The following is a 16,733-nucleotide window of genomic DNA, read 5'->3' on the forward strand; positions in this document are numbered from 1 at the left end:
GGCCTCTCACCCCAGCGGCACGGGCTTGGGCAGGCCCACCGGCCAGGTGTGCACCGGGTCACCCACGTGCATCAGCTCGCAGTACCGCCGGGTGGTGGCCGCCAGCGCGGACTCCCGCGACAGCCCCGACTCCAGGGCCCGGTGGAAGGTGGCCGCCTGCCACGAGGCGCCGTTGACCCGGCGGCGGCACCGCTCCTCGATCACCCCGAGGTACAGGTCGCGGTCGGCGGGTTCGATGCCCCACGCGGTCAGGCCCGCCTCTGCGAGCGGCAGCAGTTCGTCGCGCACCAGGGTCACCGCGTCGACCTGGGCGGTGCCGGCGTACCGGCCGCGCCGCGGCCATTCCAGGCGGGCGTCGATGCCGTGCCGGCAGGCGGCGTCGAAGTTGGCCGCAGCCGCCTCGAAGGGCAGCCGGGTCCACACCGGACGCGGTTCCTCGGCGAGGGCGCGGACGACGCCGTAGTAGAAGGCCGCGTTGGCGATGACGTCCGTGATGGTCGGGCCCGCGGGCAGCACGCGGTTCTCCACGCGCAGGTGCGGGACGCCGTCGGCGATGCCGTAGACCGGGCGGTTCCAGCGGTAGATCGTGCCGTTGTGCAGGACGAGTTCGGCGAGCTTGGGGACGCCGCCCGCGTCGACGGTCTCCAGCGGGTCCTCCTCGTCGCAGATCGGCAGCAGCGCCGGGAAGAACCGCAGGTTCTCCTCGAAGAGGTCGTGGGCGGAGCTGATCCAGCGCTCGCCGAACCAGGTGCGCGGGCGCACTCCCTGGGCCTGCAGTTCCGGCGGGCGGGTGTCGGTGGACTGCTGGAACAGCGGGGGCCTGGACTCGCGCCACAGCTCGCGGCCGAACAGGAAGGGGGAGTTGGCGCCGATGGCGACCTGGGCGGCGGCGACGGCCTGCGCCGCGTTCCACACGTCGGCGAAACGGCCCGGGGTGACCTGGAGGTGCAGTTGCACGGAGGTGCAGGCGGCCTCCGGGGCTATCGACTTCGACGTGCACTTGAGGTGCTCCACGCCGTCGATGTCGAGGGCGAAGTCCTCACCGCGGGCTGCCACGATCTGGTCGTTGAGCAGGGTGTAGCGGTCCACCGCGGAGAGGTTGGAGGAGACCAGGTCGTCCCGGTCGAGCGTCGGCAGAATACCGATCATCACGATTCCCGCGTCGACCTCCCCCGCCTTTCTGTCGGCATATGCCAGTGACGTACGGAGTTCTTCGGCGAGGCGGTCGAATACCCGCCCGCCCAATCGGTGCGGGGCGATGTTGACTTCCAGGTTGAACATGGCGAGTTCGGTCTGGAAGTCCCGGCTCGCGATGCGCTCGAGTACTTGCGCATTCAGCATTTTGGGCATGCCGTCGGTGCCGACCAGATTCAATTCGATCTCGAGACCCATGAGGTTCTTCGGCCGATCGAAGCGCTCCTGAGCCAACAGCCGCTCGAGCCCCGTCAGGCACCGCCGGAGCTTGTCCCGGTAGTGCTGCCGATCGGACAGGTCGAACCCGCCTGCCACGACCTTCTCCCCCATCGAAGCGTCCCTCCTCGAATGGGCGGGCCGAAGATCGGCCGCCGGCGTCCTGGTCACGTGGGATAATGCCCAGCCCAGCCGATCGATAACGTCCACACGCGGGCTCGTACCCCGCTACGCTGGAGGAAGTGACCCGCGGCACATTCGCCGGGCATGCGTCACTACGCAGTTGCGGACAGCTCACGAACTCGTGAAAAACGCCGACGAGAATTGGCCGACCACCTCCCGGACACTCTCCGAGGTCATCGCTGCGGAGCCGACCGGGAATCGGGATGATTCCCGCGTAACGCCGACCGAATGCGCCCTTGCCGAGTGCACCGCAAACGGCTAGATGAAACACCCCCTGAACATACCTCGTATAAACTCCGCGAACAGGCGGAGAGTTGGCGCCCGCGGTCATGGAACCCGCCGTCGAGGCGACGCGCGGCAGGCCTCACCCACATCCCTCGTTACCGGACCCCGGCCCCCTCCTCTCCGGCCTCGTGAGCAGACAGCGCCGTCCGCCCCCGCCCTCGCGTCACCGTGCCTGCCGAATGAGAGGCGACCCACCATGCCGCTGCATGTCCCCCCGGCTCCCGCGCCCGCACTTCGCTCCGTCCTCACCGCCCTCGGTTCCCCCGCCGCCGTCCGGGAGGCCCGCACCCCGTCCCTGCTGCGTCACCAGGGACCCGTCACTCCCGAGCTCCCGCTTCCCGTCCACGTGCTGGAGGAGATCACCGCCACCGGCGCCGCCACCCGGCTCGCCGGATGGCGGTTCCTGATCCGCTCCGGTGACCGGTCGGTGGCCGCCGCCGAGACCACGCTCACCGCCGACGGCTGGGCCTTCTCGCACTTCTTCGAAGGCCCCTACATCCCCTCCACCGAACAGGCCCTGCGGCAGGCCGAGACGCTGACCCAGCCCTACCAGCCACGTCTGCTGTCCGTGCCCGGCCTGTACATGCTCACCCTGTGGCTGCACGGCGACTGCGCCGCGGACGGCGCCACCGGCAACCCCGCCGCCACGGACATCCTGATCCCGCTGGCGCCCGCCCCGCCCGGCATCGCGGCGCACCAGCAGCACCGGGTCGCCGATCTGCTGCCGACGCTGACCCGCCGGGTGACCCCGGCGCCCCTGCTCCGCCAGACCGCCTGAACCCACCCGGCACGACCCGCCCGCGTACCCCCGTCCCCGAAGCCCGGGGCGGGGGTACGTCGCCTCCGCACCTCACCGCCCCGCTTCCTGCCCGACCCCCGTTGCGCTCGTGCGAGCCGCGGGGTGCTCGCACGAGCCTCCCGCCGGCTCCGACCGGTCAGGACTAGCCCCATCCGGCCATGTGAAACCACCCGAAGGGACAGTACGGCCCAACTGAACCGTCCGCGGTGGACGGCGCGTCCTGAACCTGTGAGAAGCGGTGCTGCGAAATCCCTGCGGATCGACGCCCGTGGGGCAACACTGGGTTCCGACCGACTTGTCAACGGGGGGCGGCCATGGACGAGGCTTCACGCCGCGAGACAGACACACCATTCATCTCGAACACCACGACAGAGCGAAAGATCCCACCAATGTGCCAGCACCAGCCGCCGTGCCCCTCAGCAGACTCCGCCGACCGGGAATCCGCCCGACTCGTGGCGCACCACCCGGAGCAGGGATGGAGCCTGCTGTGCAACGGCGTCCTGCTCTTCGAGGACACCGGTGAGCTCCTGCCGGACGGTCAGATCATCGCCCCGCACCGCGTGATGACGGCCGCCTGATTCACGAACGGGCGGCCCGCCGACCGCCCGCAGCTCCCAGGGGCCGGTCGCGGACGCCCGCCGCGAACCGGCCCTGACGCACGCCCGCAGCGCCGGGGTGCCTCGCCGCCACCCTGTTGCGGCGAGGCACCCTCCCCCCTTCCCCCCCGTTGCGGGTCCGTGCCGTCATTCTTCGCCGAGTGCCTGCCTGATCGCGGCATACGCCGGCTTGGGCCGGAACTCCTCGTCCCAGGGCAGCGCGGCGCCCTCTCCCGGGAAGAACGCCGGGATCCACGAGTACTTGTCGGTCCAGTCCCACACCGTGATGCCCACGCACCGGCGCACCGCGAGACACGCCGCGGTCAGATCCCGGTACCAGTCGGCCTGCTGGGCGAGCTTCTCCGCGTCCGCCGGCAGCAGCATGCGGACGTCGACCTCGGTGAGCGCGGTGTCGAGGCCGAGCCGGGAGAAGCGGCGCAGGTTGTCCTCGAGGGTGGCCGGATAGCCGTACTGCAGGGCGAGGTGGGCCTGCAGTCCGATGCCGTGCAGTGGGACGCCCTGCGCCCTGAGGTCCTGGGCCAGCCGGTAGTAGGCGTCGGACTTCGGGCCGACGGCCTCGATGTTGTAGTCGTTGAGGTAGAGCTTGGCGTGCGGGTCGGCCTGGTGGGCCCAGCGCAGCGCGTCGGCGATGTAGCCGGGGCCGAGCGTCTTGTACCAGAGGGTCTCGCGGTAGGTGCCGTCCTCGTTGAACGCCTCGTTCACGACGTCCCACGAGTAGACCTTGCCCCGGTAGTGCCGCACCTCCGCGAAGATGTGCCGCTTCAGCACCGCCCGCAGTTCGTCGGCCGTCCACTCGCGGTCGGTCAGCCAGCTCGGCAGCTGGTTGTGCCAGACCAGGGTGTGGGCCCGTAACCGCTGGTGGTTGCGGCGCGCGAGGTCCACGATCTGGTCGCCCGCGGACCAGTCGAAGACACCCGGCTCGGGCTCGGTGGCGTACCACTTCATGCCGTTGCCGGGCGTGATCATGTCGAACTCGCTGCCGAGGACCGCCGTGTAGGCGGTGTCGGTGAGTTCGGGGTTGTCGGTGGCGCTGCCGAAGTAGCGTCCGTGCCGCTCGGCCAGGTCGGCGAGGGTGGCCGGCCGGTCGTGGGCCTGGGCGGGCGAGGTGGTGCCGACGCCCGCGGCGACCAGGACGGTGGCCACGGCAGCGACGAGTCTGAGACGGGTCTTGCGCATGGTGCGACTCCTCACGGTCGGATGGTGTGGGTGAGCCGTACGTCCGCGGGCGCTCGTCATCCCTTCGTGGCGCCGGCGGTGAGGCCGCCGACGAGCTGGCGCTCGGCGACCGAGTAGAAGGCGAGGGCCGGGACCATCGCCAGCACGAGGTAGGCGAAGACCCGGGCGTACTCCGCGGAGTACTCGCCCTGGAACTGCTGGACGCCGATGGGCAGGGTCCACCACTTGTTCTCGGTGAACACCAGCAGCGGCAGGAAGAAGTTGTTCCAGCTGGTGACGACCGCGAGCACGGAGACCGTGCCGAGCGCGGGCCGCGCCATCGGCAGCAGCACCCGCCAGAAGAACCCGAAGGGGGTGCAGCCGTCGAGGGTGGCCGCCTCCTCCAGCTCGCCGGGGATCTCCCGGAAGAAGGCCCGCAGGATGATGATCGTCATCGGCAGCCCGAACGCGGCCTGCGGCAGGATCACGCCCAGCGGGTTGTCGAGCAGGTCCAGGGAGCGCAGCAGCAGGAACAGCGGCAGCGCGGCCACCGCGAAGGGGAACATCAGCCCCATCGTGAAGACGGTGAACAGCACTTCCCGCCCCCGGAAGGCGAACCGGGCGAAGGAGAAGGCGGCGAGCGCGGAGACCGCGACCACGAGCACGGTCGTGCCCACCGCGATCAGCGTGCTGTTGCCGACCAGCCGCCAGAAGTCGCCGGAGCGGAGGATGCCGGTGTAGTTGCCGGTCAGCCAGTGTTCGGGCAGCCCGAAGGGGTTGCGGGAGAGCTCGTCGGTGGACTTGAAGCCGGAGAGGGCGGCGTACACCAGGGGCACGGCCATCACCGCGCCGACCGCGACGAGGATCAGGTGCAGGGGCAGGGTGCGTGCGGTCTTGCGGCTCACTTGCCGGCTCCCCTCATCGTCGTGGTGGCCCCTTCGAGGTCGCGGCGGAGCACGAACCGCTGGTAGGAGAGGGCGAAGGCGAGGCAGATGCCGAACATGACCACGCTGACCGCGCTGGCGTAGCCGACCTGGTAGCGCTTGAAGCCGTACTGGAACATGGTCACGGCCATCGTCTCGGAGTGGTGGTCGGGTCCGCCCTGGGTGATCACCCAGACCAGGTCGAAGAGCTGGATCGCTCCGATCACGGAGAGGAAGACGCTGATGCGCAGGGTGGGCGCGAGCAGCGGCAGGGTGACGTTGCGGAAGCGCTGCCAGGGCCCGGCGCCGTCGATCAGCGCCGCCTCGGTCAACTCGGCCGGGATGGACTGCAGTCCGGCCAGGTAGAGCATCATGTGGAAGCCGAAGTACTTCCACGTCATGACCAGGAACAGGGTGGCCATGACGTAGGAGGGGTCGGCGAACCACTCCCCGCCCAGACCGTCCAGTCCGACGGCGCCCAGGACATGGTCGGCGAGCCCGTCGCCCGGCGCGAAGACCATGCTGAACAGCACGCCGGTGATGGCCTCGGACAGCACGTACGGGGCGAAGAACAGCATCCGGTACACGGCCCGGCCGCGCAGCCGCTGGTTCAGCAGCACCGCCATGGCGAGCGCGAACGGCAGCTGGAGCGCGAGCGACAGCACGACCAGGATCAGGCAGCGCCACAGGTCGCCCAGGAAGACCGGGTCGTCGAACAGCCGGGTGAAGTTGTCGCCGCCGACGTAGTCGGAGGGCATGCCGAAGCCGCCCCACCGGAAGAAGGCGGCGTAGAGGGCGAACAGCATCGGCAGCAGCACCAGCGTGACGAACAGCACCAGCGCGGGCAGTTGGAAGCCGACCGCGGTGAGCCAGTTCAGCGCCCGCCGCCGGGCCCGCCCCCGGGCCGCGGCTCCGGCCGGGGGCGGGACGACGACACCGGGCCCCGTCCGCTTGTCCGGAAGGAAAGTGGAGGTCATCGCCGGCTACTGCTCTTCCTTCGCGGTCTTGGTGATCGCCTGGGTGACCTGAGCGGGCGACTTGGAACCGGCGATGAGCGCGGCGACGCTGTCGTTGATCTCCTGGCCGACGGCGGGCGCGTAGGCCTGGTCGAGGTAGAGCTGGAAGCCGGTGGCGGCCTTCAACTGGGCTTGTACGGACTTGGTGTTGGGGTCGGAGAGCGCCTTCTCGGCTCCGGGGACCACCGGGAGGGTATGGGTCTTCTTCACCAGTTCGAGATCCGTCGTCTCGGAGGCGAAGAACTTCAGGAAGTCGACGGCCGCCTGGGGGGCGCCCTTGCGCAGGGCGTGCCCGCCGCCTCCGCCGAACACCTCGGTGATGGCGCCCTTTCCGCCCTCGACGGCCGGGAACGGGAAGAAGCCGAGGTCCGCGCCGAGGCCCTTGCCCGCGTCCGCCTCCACGACGGGGGCCCACTGGCCCATGAGCTCCATGGCGGCCTTGCCGTTGCCCACGGTGGCGGCCTGTCCGGTGGGCGTGGAGTAGGCGGCGCCGAGGAACCCCTTCTGGAACGGCTGGAGTTCGACGAGGTCCTTCAGGTGCTGTCCGGCCTGGACGAATCCGGCGCCGGTGAAGTCCTTGTCGTCGGCGGCCTTGCTCAGGGCGTCGACGCCGGCGGTGCGCATCGCCAGGTACGCCCAGTAGTACATGCCGGGCCACTTCTCCTTGCCGGCGAGCGCGATGGGGGTGATCTTCTTCGACTTGAGCTTGCTCACGGCTTCGAGGAACCCGCCCCAGGTGGTGGGGGGTTCGCTGATCCCGGCCTTCGCGAACAGCGCCTTGTTGTACCAGAAGCCGATCATGCCTATGTCGAACGGGATGCCGTACACCTTGTCGTCGAGGAGATACGGCTGCTTCGCGACCGACAGCAGTCCGTCGGCCCACGGCTTGGTCCGGTCGGTGAGGTCCTCGACGAGCCCGGCGTCGACCTGCTGCTGCAGCACGCCGCCGCCCCAGGTGTGGAAGATGTCCGGCAGCTTCCCGGAGGCGGTCAGCGCCGTCATCTTCGACTTGTAGGCGTCGTTCTCCAGCTGGACGATCTTCAGCTTGACCTTGGGGTTCTGCGCCTCGAACTTCTTGGCGAGGCCGGCCCAGACGCTTTTCGTCGGCTGGGTGGTGGAGATGTTCCACCACTCGATGGTGGTCGTCCCCGAAGACGACCCCCCGTCCGAGTCTCCGCCGCAACCACTCAGTGCCGTCATGCCGAGACCGGCCGCGGCGGAGGCCGCGAGGAAGCCGCGGCGGGACAGTGCCCGGTCGCCCATCATGCGCTCCTTGGGTACGGGACGGCGCATCCACGGCCGTCCACTGGATCGAAAGTTTCGAAGAAGATCCAGAAAGATGCGTTGTTGCCGCACCCTAGAGACAGCCGCTGAACGGTGGCAACCCCTTGTGCACGGTGAATCTGCGGCCGACGCGCGCGGACCGCGGGGTGGTCAAGGCGCATCGGGGCGGGCCGACAGTTTCCGAAGGCTTCCGGAAACGCCCGGCCGTGTGCCTCAGCCGCCGGCGAGGGGGAGGTAGTCGAACCAGTCGAAGGCCACACTGCCCTCCGTGGCGTACATGCCGATCACGCGGCCGGTGAAGCCGCCGGCCACCTGGGTGGAGAGGTAGCGGCCGTCCAGTTCGGCGAGGGGTTCGCCGCCCTCGGCCGAGAGGACGACCGTGTCGGGCCCCGCGCCGTGCCCGGAGACCGTGGCGCGGAACTCCAGGCACAGGGTGACCGGCCCCGGCGACACCGGACGGCGCGCGAGTTCCTGCCGGACCGGTCCGATGCGGGCGACGACGCTCACCTGTCCCCCGGCGACCTCGAGGTCGTAGTGGTGCGCCTCGTCCATGCGCACCGAGAGCCCGCCGCGGCCCGTCCCCGGGTCCATCAGCGCCGCGACGCGGCAGTCGGGATGCTGCTGCCGGCGGCCGGCGAAGGTGTGGCCCGGCAGGTCGAGGGTGCCGCCCGTGGTGTTCAGCGTCAGCCACGACGGCCGCCCGCCGAGGGAGAAGGCCCCCTCCGGCCGGCTGCGCGGCGAGATCCAGTACGGTGCCAGGTCCGCCGCGTCGAAATCGTCACGCACCGGTTCGGGCGGGAAGGGGTGCCAGGCCGCCGGAGCCGGGTGCCGCTCCCGCACCGGGCCGGCCTGCGGCCAGCCGTCGGCCCACTCCACCGGAACCAGGAAGGTCTCCCGGCCGAGCACGTGGAAGGACGGGAACCAGCCGCGCGGACGCGTGCCCAGCAGCACCATCCACCAGCTGCCGTCGGGCGCCTGGACCAGATCGGCGTGGCCCGTGCACTGGACCGGCAGGTCGGTGCTGCGGTGGGTCAGGACCGGGTTGCCCGGCGCCGGCTCGTAGGGTCCGCGCGGGGAGCGGGCGCGGGCGACGGAGACGCTGTGCCCGTGCGCGGTGCCGCCCTCGGCGAGCATCAGGTACCACCACTCGCCGATGCGGTACAGGTGCGGCGCCTCCGGATGCTGCATCCCCGTGCCGGACCACACCTCGACCGGCCCCTCCAGCACCTTCCCGGTCGCGGGGTCGATGCGCGCCAGGCCCACCCCGGACACGGCGCACCAGCACGTGCCGTCGTCGTCCCAGGCGAGGTCCGGATCGATCCCGGGCACGTCGATCCACACCGGATCGGACCAGGGACCTTCGGGCCGCTCGGCGGTGACCAGGAACGTGCCGCCGTCGGTGACGTTGGTCGTGATCATGTAGAAGCGGCCGTCGTGGTGGCGCAGGGTCGGGGCGTAGATCCCGGCGGACGGCGGGGTGCCGTCCGGCAGCGCCAGTTGCCGCGGCCGGTCGAGGACGTTGCCGATCTGCCGCCAGTGGACGAGGTCACGGCTGTGAAACAGCGGGACGCCGGGGAAGTACTCGAAGCTGGAGCACACCAGGTAGTAGTCCGCCCCGACCCGGCACACGCTCGGATCGGGGTGGAAGCCGCCGATGACGGGGTTGTCGAAGGTCCGCATGCGCGTCACACCCTCCACGGAATCGAAACTTTCGGTCTCACTGACGAACCTTACGGAGGGGAACTGTAGAAGCTGGGTCCGCCCGGCGACACCCCGCCGGGCCGCAGCACCGACAAGGGCCGGGCCGGTCACGCGAACCGCACCCCCCGCGTGCGGTCCCGGAACCCGCGCCCGCGTGCGGTCCGGGAACCGCCCTATCGTGATCGGCATGCAGTCCTACACGATCGGCCAGGCAGCACGACTGCTCGGCGTGAGCCCGGACACCGCGCGCCGCTGGGCGGACGCCGGCCGGGTGGCGACCCACCGCGACGACAGCGGACGGCGACTCATCGACGGGCGGGACCTGGCCGTGTTCTCGGTCGAACTCGCCAGGTCCGGCAGCGGCGGCGAGGAGGAGACGCCGTACACCTCGGTCCGCAACGCCTTCCCCGGCATCGTCACCGCGATCAAACTCGGCGACGTGGCCGCCCAGGTGGAGATCCAGGCCGGCCCGCACCGGCTGGTCTCGCTGCTGACCCGCGAGGCGGTCGAGGAACTGGGGCTGGAGGTCGGCATGGAGGCCACCGCCCGAGTGAAGTCGACAAACGTCCATGTCGACCGCACATAGGACTCGTTCACGCCGACCGCATATGCGGGCTCGTACATCTGAATACTGCCGCTCATGCAATGCCGATGCGGTCTTACATCTCGCAGATGCGTCAGTATGCTCGTCACAGGAGGAGGGGCCGACGGTCCTCTCCGTGACCGGACAGAAGGAGTGGCCGCTGTGACGATCCGCTGCGCGCGCCGGACCCGCCGGACCCTGCGGGCGACCGGCGCGGGAGCCGCGGCGCTGCTGCTCCTGAGCGCCTGCTCCTCCTCCGACTCGGACTCCTCCGCGGCCTCCGGGTCCACGGCGTCCTCCGCGCCGAAGCTGTCCGGCACGGTCACCGTCTTCGCCGCGGCCTCGCTCCAGGAGAGCTTCACCGCCCTGGGCAAGGAGTTCGAGAAGGAGCACCCGGGCACCGAGGTGACCTTCAGCTTCGGCGGCAGCGACACCCTCGCCGCGAACATCACCGGCGGCGCCCCGGCCGATGTCTTCGCCGCCGCCAGCCCGAAGACGATGGCGATCGTGACGGACCGGAAGGAAACGGTCGGCACGCCCACGGTCTTCGTGCGCAACCGGCTGGAGATCGCCACCCTGCCGGGCAACCCCGACAAGATCTCCTCCCTGAAGGACCTCACGCGGTCCGGCCTCAAGGTCGTGCTGTGCGACAGGACGGTGCCCTGCGGAGCCGCGGCCCAGAAGGCGCTGGCCGCCGCCGGGCTCGAACTGACGCCGGTCTCCTACGAGCAGGACGTCAAGGCCGCCCTGACGAAGGTGGAGTTGAAGGAGGCCGACGCCGCGGTCGTGTACCGGACGGACGTGAAGGCGGCCGGTGACAAGGTGGCGGGCGTGGAGTTCCCCGAGTCGGCCGACGCCGTCAACGACTATCCGGTCGCCCTGCTCAAGAACGCCCCCAACGCCGAGGCAGCCAAGGCGTTCATCGGGCTGGTCGAGTCCGCCGAGGGCCAGAAGGTGCTGACCCGGGCCGGGTTCCTCGCGCCGTGACCCGGTCCGACAGCTCCGCCGCCGCGGCCGGCCCGGTCAAGGGCGGGCCGCGGCGCGAGGGTGCCCGCGGCAACCGGCGGACCGGGCGGGCGAGCGGGCGCGGGGTTCCGCTGCCCCTCCTGGTGCCCGCCCTGGTGGGTCTGGCGTTCCTGCTGCTGCCGCTGGTCGCCCTGCTCGTGCGGGCGCCTTGGAGCACCCTGCCGGACCAGCTGACCAGCGCCGCGGTGTGGCAGGCCCTGCGGCTGTCGCTGCTGTGCGCGACGGCGGCGACCGCGGTGAGCCTGGTCATCGGCGTGCCGCTGGCCTGGCTGCTGGCCCGCACCGACTTCCCCGGACGCGGCCTGGTCCGCGCGCTGGTGACCCTCCCGCTCGTCCTGCCGCCCGTGGTGGGCGGTGTCGCGCTGCTGCTCGCGCTGGGCCGCAACGGGGTGGTCGGCCGGTGGCTGGACGCCTGGTTCGGCGTCACCCTGCCCTTCACGACCGCCGGGGTCGTGCTCGCCGAGACGTTCGTGGCGATGCCGTTCCTCGTCATCAGCGTGGAGGGCACCCTGCGCGCAGCCGACCCGCGCTACGAGGAGGCGGCCACCACCCTGGGGGCGTCCCGCTTCACCGCGTTCCGCCGGGTGACGCTGCCGCTGGTCGCCCCGGGCATCGCCGCGGGAGCCGTACTGGCCTGGGCACGGGCCCTGGGCGAGTTCGGCGCGACGATCACCTTCGCGGGCAACTTCCCCGGCCGCACCCAGACCATGCCGCTCGCGGTCTACCTCGCCCTGCAGAACGACCCCGCCGCCGCGATCGCCCTCAGCCTGGTCCTGCTGACGGTGTCGATCGCGGTCCTGGCGGGCCTGAGGGACCGCTGGATGACGACCTCATGACAAACAACCCGCCCTCCCCGGCCCCCGGCACCCCAGAGCCGCCCGCCGCCGCCAACACCACCACCACCAGCACAACCCAGAACCAGCCGGCCGAGGACCAGCATCCCGCCCACCACTGGGGCGCGGGTCTCGACGCCCGCCTCGTCGTCGACCGCGCGGCCTTCCGCCTCGACATCACCCTCACCGCCGCCCCCGGCGACGTGGTCGCCCTCCTCGGCCCCAACGGCGCCGGCAAGACCACCGCCCTGCGCGCCCTGGCCGGCCTCGTCCCGCTCACCGACGGCCACCTGCGCCTCGACGGCGCCGAGCTGGACCGTACGCCGCCCGAGGCCCGCCCGGTCGGCGTCGTCTTCCAGGACTACCTGCTGTTCCCGCACCTGACCGCCCTCGACAACGTGGCCTTCGGCCCCCGCTGCCAGGGCGCGACGAAGGCGGAGGCCCGCGCCCTGGCCGCCGAACTGCTGGACCGTATGGGTCTCGCCGGCCACGCCGACGCCAAGCCGCGCCGTCTGTCCGGCGGCCAGGCCCAGCGCGTCGCCCTCGCCCGCGCCCTGGCCACCCGCCCCCGGCTGCTCCTGCTGGACGAGCCCCTGGCCGCGCTGGACGCCCGCACCCGCCTGGAGGTCCGCGCCCGGCTCCGCCGCCACCTGGCCGACTTCGAGGCCGTCGCCGTCCTGGTCACGCACGACCCGCTGGACGCCATGGTGCTGGCCGACCGGCTGGTGGTCGTCGAGCACGGCCGAGTCGTGCAGGAGGGGGCCCCGTCCGACATCGCCCGTCGCCCCCGCACGGACTACATCGCCCAGCTGGTCGGCCTGAACCTCTACCGGGGGCTGGCCGACGGGCACACCGTCCGCCTGGACGCCGGACCGTCCGTCACCACGACCGAGGTCCTGTCCGGCCCGGCCTTCGTGGCGTTCCCGCCCAGCGCCGTCACCCTGCACCGGACCCGGCCCACCGGCTCCAGCGCCCGCAACCTCTGGCAGTGCGAGGTGGCCGGCCTGGAGACCCACGGCGACCAGATCCGCGTGGACCTCACCGGCGAGCTGCCGCTGGCCGCCGACCTCACCACGGTCGCCGCGGCGGAACTCGGGCTGCACCCCGGCGCACCGGTCTGGGCGACGGTCAAGGCGACGCAGACGCACGCCTACCCCGCCTGACGCACCGCGCCCACTACGGTGGGTGACCATGACCCTGAGCATCCGCAACCAGTTCCCCGGCACCGTCACCGAGGTCACCCGCGGCAAGGTGATGGCCACCGTCAAGGTCCGCCTCGCCGGGGGACAGGACCTCACCGCGGCGATCACTCTGGACGCGGTGGAGGAACTCGGACTCGAGACGGGCTCCGCCGTCCACGCGCTGGTGAAGTCGACGGAGGTGGCCCTCGCCACCGGCTCGGTCGAGGGTCTGTCCATCCGCAACCGGCTCCCCGGTACGGTCACCGGCATCACCGCCGGCCGCGCGATGGCCGCGGTGGAGGTCGCCGTCGAGGGCGGCGAGCTGACCTCCGCGATCACCGAGGACGCCGCGCAGGACCTGGCGCTGGCGACCGGCATCCCCGTGGTGGCCCTGATCAAGTCCACCGAGGTCGCGCTGGCGACGGCGTGACGCGAAAGGGCCCCGCCGAAGCGGGGCCCTTTCACCGTGCGTCCGTGGCCGCGGTCAGCCGTGGCCGCGGTCGGTCACGCCGCCGCCGTCAGTCCTCGTAGGCGTCCAGCGGCGGGCAGGAGCACACCAGGTTCCGGTCGCCGAAGGCCTGGTCGATGCGGCGCACCGGCGGCCAGTACTTGTCGGCCGCGGAGCCGCCGGACGGGAAGACGGCCTCCTCGCGGGTGTAGGCGTGCTCCCACTCGCCGGTCAGCGCGGCCGCGGTGTGCGGCGCGTTGCGCAGCGGGTTGTCGTCGGCGGGCCACTCGCCGGAGCCGACCTTCTCGATCTCGGCGCGGATCGCGATCATCGCGTCGCAGAACCGGTCGAGCTCGGTCAGGTCCTCGGACTCGGTCGGCTCGATCATCAGCGTCCCGGCCACCGGGAACGACATGGTCGGCGCGTGGAAGCCGTAGTCGATCAGCCGCTTGGCGACGTCGTCCACGCTCACGCCGGTCGCCTTGGTCAGCGGCCGCAGGTCGATGATGCACTCGTGCGCGACCAGGCCGCCGGGGCCGGTGTACAGCACCGGGTAGTGCGGCTCCAGGCGCTTGGCGACGTAGTTGGCGCTCAGCACCGCCACCTGCGTGGCCCGCTTCAGCCCCTCACCGCCCATGAGGCGGACGTACGTCCAGGAGATGGGCAGGATGCCCGCCGACCCCCAGGGAGCCGCGGAGACGGGGCCCACGCCGGTCTCCGGACCGGCCTCCGGCTGCAGCGGGTGGTTCGGCAGGTACGGCGCCAGGTGCGCGCGCACCCCGACCGGGCCGACGCCGGGGCCGCCGCCGCCGTGCGGGATGCAGAACGTCTTGTGCAGGTTCAGGTGGGAGACGTCACCGCCGAAGTGGCCCGGCTTGGCGAGGCCGACCAGGGCGTTGAGGTTGGCGCCGTCCACGTACACCTGCCCGCCGGCCTCGTGCACCTGGGCGCAGATGTCGGCGACGTGCTCCTCGAACACGCCGTGTGTCGACGGGTAGGTGATCATCAGGACCGCCAGCTCGTCGCGGTACTGCTCGATCTTCGCGCGCAGGTCGGCGACGTCGATCTCGCCGTCCTCGGCCGTCTTCACGACGACGACCTTCATGCCGGCCATCGCGGCGCTGGCGGCGTTCGTGCCGTGCGCGGAGGACGGGATCAGGCAGACGGTGCGCTGCTCGTCGCCGTTGGCGCGGTGGTAGCCGCGCACGGCGAGCAGACCGGCCAGCTCGCCCTGCGACCCGGCGTTGGGCTGCAGGGACACCTTGTCGTAGCCGGTGACCTCGGCGAGACGTTCCTCCAGCTCATGGATGAGGGTGAGGTAGCCCTGCGCCTGCTCGGCGGGCACGAAGGGGTGCAGCTGCCCGAACTCGGGCCAGGTGATCGGCTCCATCTCCGTGGTCGCGTTGAGCTTCATCGTGCAGGAGCCCAGCGGGATCATGCCGCGGTCGAGCGCGTAGTCACGGTCGGCCAGGCGGCGCAGGTAGCGCAGCATGGCGGTCTCGGAGCGGTGCTGCTGGAAGACGGGGTGGTTGAGGTAGCCGTCGGTGCGCAGCAGCGCCTCCGGCAGCGCGTCCGCGGCCACCGCGTCCAGCGCCTCGACGTCGCCCTCGACGCCGAACGCCGCCCATACGGCGCCCACCTGCGCCCGCGTGGTCGTCTCGTCGCAGGCGACCAGGACGTGGTCGGCGTCGACCGGGTGGAGGTTGACGCCGCCGCGCCGCGCGGCGGCGACGACCTCGCCGGCCTTCGCCGGGACGCGGACGGTCAGGGTGTCGAAGTAGGCGCCGTGCACGACGTCGACCCCGCCGGCCCGGAGGCCCTCGGCGAGGATCGCGGCGTACCGGTGGGTGCGCCGGGCGATGCCCTTCAGCCCCTCGGGGCCGTGGTAGACGGCGTACATGCCGGCCATCACGGCGAGCAGCACCTGGGCGGTGCAGATGTTGCTGGTGGCCTTCTCCCGGCGGATGTGCTGCTCACGTGTCTGCAGCGCGAGCCGGTAGGCCTTGTGCCCGTCGGCGTCGACGGAGACGCCCACCAGACGCCCGGGCAGGCTGCGCGCGAACTTCTCGTGCACGGCCATGTAGCCGGCGTGCGGCCCGCCGAAGCCCATGGGCACGCCGAACCGCTGGGTCGTGCCGACGGCGATGTCCGCGCCGAGTTCGCCGGGCGACTTCAGCAGCGTCAGCGCGAGCAGGTCGGCGGCGACGGTGACCAGGGCGCCCAGCTCGTGCGCCTGGTCGATGACCGGCTTGATGTCGCGTACGGCACCGGAGGCGCCGGGGTACTGGACGAGCACGCCGTTGATCTCGCGCGCGGCGATGTCGGCCGGGATGCCGTCGCTGAGGTCGGCGACGACGACCTCGACGCCCGTCGGCTCGGCGCGGGTCTCGATCACGGCGATGGTCTGCGGCAGCGCGTCGGCGTCGACGAGGAAGAGCCCCTTCTTGTTCTTCCCCATGCGCCGGGACAGCGCCACGGCCTCGGCGGCGGCCGTGCCCTCGTCGAGCAGCGAGGCGCCGGAGGTCGGCAGGCCGGTGAGGTCGGCGACCATCGTCTGGAAGTTCAGCAGGGCCTCCAGGCGGCCCTGGGAGATCTCCGGCTGGTAGGGCGTGTAGGCCGTGTACCAGGCCGGGTTCTCCAGCACGTTGCGCAGGATGACGGGCGGGGTGAAGGTGCCGTAGTACCCGAGCCCGATCATGGAGTCGAGAACCTGGTTGCGCTCGGCCAGCGACCGCAGCTCGGCGAGCACCTCCGCCTCGGTGCGCGCGCCCGGCAGGTCGAGGGCGTCGGCGTTCTTGATCACATCCGGCACCGCGGCGGCGGTGAGCTCGTCCAGCGAGCCGTACCCGACCTGGGCGAGCATCTTCGCCCGCGCTTCCTGGTCGGGCCCGATGTGGCGCTGTTCGAAGGGGATGCCCTGCTCGAGCTCGGAGAGCGTAATGCGGTGGGCGGTCATTGCGGAGGCCTCCTGGTCTGACGCGACCTTCGAGGGGCACCACGGCGCGGGTACCCGGACGGCCTCCCCCTCTGTCATCTCAACCTGAGAGCTTCGCCGGGCCGCCCGAGGGCTTGCGGCTTTCACCGTCGGTGAGAGCGGAGGCCGTCGCGACACCCGCTCTGCTTTCCAGAGTGACCTCGTCCGTGCGGTACGTGAGCCTGAGAGATTCCGGGGAGGATTTGCTCCTTCGGCGCCTCCGGTGATGTCCGGAGGACTCTCCCGCACGGGGTCAGCAGCCGTAGTCAGCCTACCAGCGGGCACGACACCCCGGCTTTCGAGTGGCCGCCCGCC

At 71.5% G+C, this 16,733-nt stretch carries 14 protein-coding genes and 1 riboswitch; of the genes, 7 read left to right on the forward strand and 7 right to left on the reverse strand.

Translation table 11 applies throughout. The annotated features are described in order from the left end of the window. Nucleotides 1–6: 6 nt before the first annotated feature. The gene (locus ACZ5GT_RS20430) at nucleotides 7–1,524 is read right to left on the reverse strand and encodes a glutamate-cysteine ligase family protein (protein ID WP_469026281.1); all 1,518 of its coding nucleotides are present in this window, start codon (nucleotides 1,522–1,524) and stop codon (nucleotides 7–9) included. A gap of 550 nt (nucleotides 1,525–2,074) precedes the next feature. On the opposite strand from ACZ5GT_RS20430, the gene ACZ5GT_RS20435 reads away from it, so the two are divergent. Both ACZ5GT_RS20435 and ACZ5GT_RS20440 read left to right on the forward strand, forming a co-directional pair. Beyond that, nucleotides 2,075–2,656, forward strand: a complete 582-nt coding sequence (locus tag ACZ5GT_RS20435; RefSeq protein ID WP_469026285.1) for a hypothetical protein — start codon at nucleotides 2,075–2,077, stop codon at nucleotides 2,654–2,656. A gap of 410 nt (nucleotides 2,657–3,066) precedes the next feature. Further along, complete coding sequence (locus ACZ5GT_RS20440) at nucleotides 3,067–3,255, forward strand: DUF5999 family protein (protein ID WP_324784809.1); 189 nt, start codon at nucleotides 3,067–3,069, stop codon at nucleotides 3,253–3,255. Between the two features lie 165 nt (nucleotides 3,256–3,420). Here the strand turns inward: ACZ5GT_RS20440 and ACZ5GT_RS20445 are convergent, their stop codons facing one another. The 5 genes from ACZ5GT_RS20445 to ACZ5GT_RS20465 all read right to left on the reverse strand — a co-directional run bounded on the left by ACZ5GT_RS20445 (nucleotide 3,421) and on the right by ACZ5GT_RS20465 (nucleotide 9,352). Then, a complete protein-coding gene (locus ACZ5GT_RS20445; protein WP_469026289.1) occupies nucleotides 3,421–4,470 on the reverse strand; it encodes an endo-1,4-beta-xylanase in 1,050 nt (349 codons plus the stop codon). 56 nt (nucleotides 4,471–4,526) lie between these two features. Continuing rightward, complete coding sequence (locus tag ACZ5GT_RS20450) at nucleotides 4,527–5,291, reverse strand: carbohydrate ABC transporter permease (RefSeq protein WP_360754652.1); 765 nt, start codon at nucleotides 5,289–5,291, stop codon at nucleotides 4,527–4,529. Nucleotides 5,292–5,350: 59 nt separating this feature from the next. Then, complete coding sequence (locus ACZ5GT_RS20455) at nucleotides 5,351–6,349, reverse strand: carbohydrate ABC transporter permease (RefSeq protein WP_469026294.1); 999 nt, start codon at nucleotides 6,347–6,349, stop codon at nucleotides 5,351–5,353. A gap of 6 nt (nucleotides 6,350–6,355) precedes the next feature. Continuing rightward, nucleotides 6,356–7,651, reverse strand: a complete 1,296-nt coding sequence (locus ACZ5GT_RS20460) for an extracellular solute-binding protein (protein WP_469026408.1) — start codon at nucleotides 7,649–7,651, stop codon at nucleotides 6,356–6,358. 234 nt (nucleotides 7,652–7,885) lie between these two features. Beyond that, nucleotides 7,886–9,352 carry a glycoside hydrolase family 43 protein gene (locus ACZ5GT_RS20465; protein WP_469026301.1) on the reverse strand — a complete coding sequence of 489 codons (1,467 nt, stop codon included), beginning with the start codon at nucleotides 9,350–9,352 and terminating at the stop codon, nucleotides 7,886–7,888. 208 nt (nucleotides 9,353–9,560) lie between these two features. Between ACZ5GT_RS20465 and ACZ5GT_RS20470 the strand changes: the two genes are divergently transcribed. From ACZ5GT_RS20470 to ACZ5GT_RS20490, 5 genes are all read left to right on the forward strand, one after another. Next, on the forward strand, nucleotides 9,561–9,959 hold the full coding sequence (locus tag ACZ5GT_RS20470) for a TOBE domain-containing protein (protein ID WP_469026306.1): 399 nt from the start codon (nucleotides 9,561–9,563) through the stop codon (nucleotides 9,957–9,959). Nucleotides 9,960–10,118: 159 nt separating this feature from the next. Continuing rightward, the gene (gene modA, locus ACZ5GT_RS20475; protein ID WP_469026311.1) at nucleotides 10,119–10,943 is read left to right on the forward strand and encodes a molybdate ABC transporter substrate-binding protein; all 825 of its coding nucleotides are present in this window, start codon (nucleotides 10,119–10,121) and stop codon (nucleotides 10,941–10,943) included. After that, entirely contained in the window at nucleotides 10,940–11,818 is an 879-nt protein-coding gene (modB, locus tag ACZ5GT_RS20480; protein WP_469026317.1) for a molybdate ABC transporter permease subunit, read from the forward strand. Before modA ends, modB begins: the two co-directional genes overlap by 4 nt. Continuing rightward, complete coding sequence (locus ACZ5GT_RS20485) at nucleotides 11,815–12,978, forward strand: ABC transporter ATP-binding protein (protein WP_469026324.1); 1,164 nt, start codon at nucleotides 11,815–11,817, stop codon at nucleotides 12,976–12,978. Before modB ends, ACZ5GT_RS20485 begins: the two co-directional genes overlap by 4 nt. Nucleotides 12,979–13,006: 28 nt before the next feature. Then, nucleotides 13,007–13,426, forward strand: coding sequence for a TOBE domain-containing protein (locus tag ACZ5GT_RS20490; protein ID WP_469026331.1), 420 nt, complete (start codon nucleotides 13,007–13,009; stop codon nucleotides 13,424–13,426). 88 nt (nucleotides 13,427–13,514) lie between these two features. Here the strand turns inward: ACZ5GT_RS20490 and gcvP are convergent, their stop codons facing one another. After that, complete coding sequence (gcvP, locus tag ACZ5GT_RS20495; RefSeq protein WP_469026338.1) at nucleotides 13,515–16,400, reverse strand: aminomethyl-transferring glycine dehydrogenase; 2,886 nt, start codon at nucleotides 16,398–16,400, stop codon at nucleotides 13,515–13,517. A gap of 178 nt (nucleotides 16,401–16,578) precedes the next feature. Beyond that, a riboswitch (glycine riboswitch) is annotated at nucleotides 16,579–16,674 on the reverse strand. Nucleotides 16,675–16,733 lie beyond the last annotated feature (59 nt).

The sequence above is a fragment of the Streptomyces sp. NPDC031340 genome (assembly GCF_055569945.1).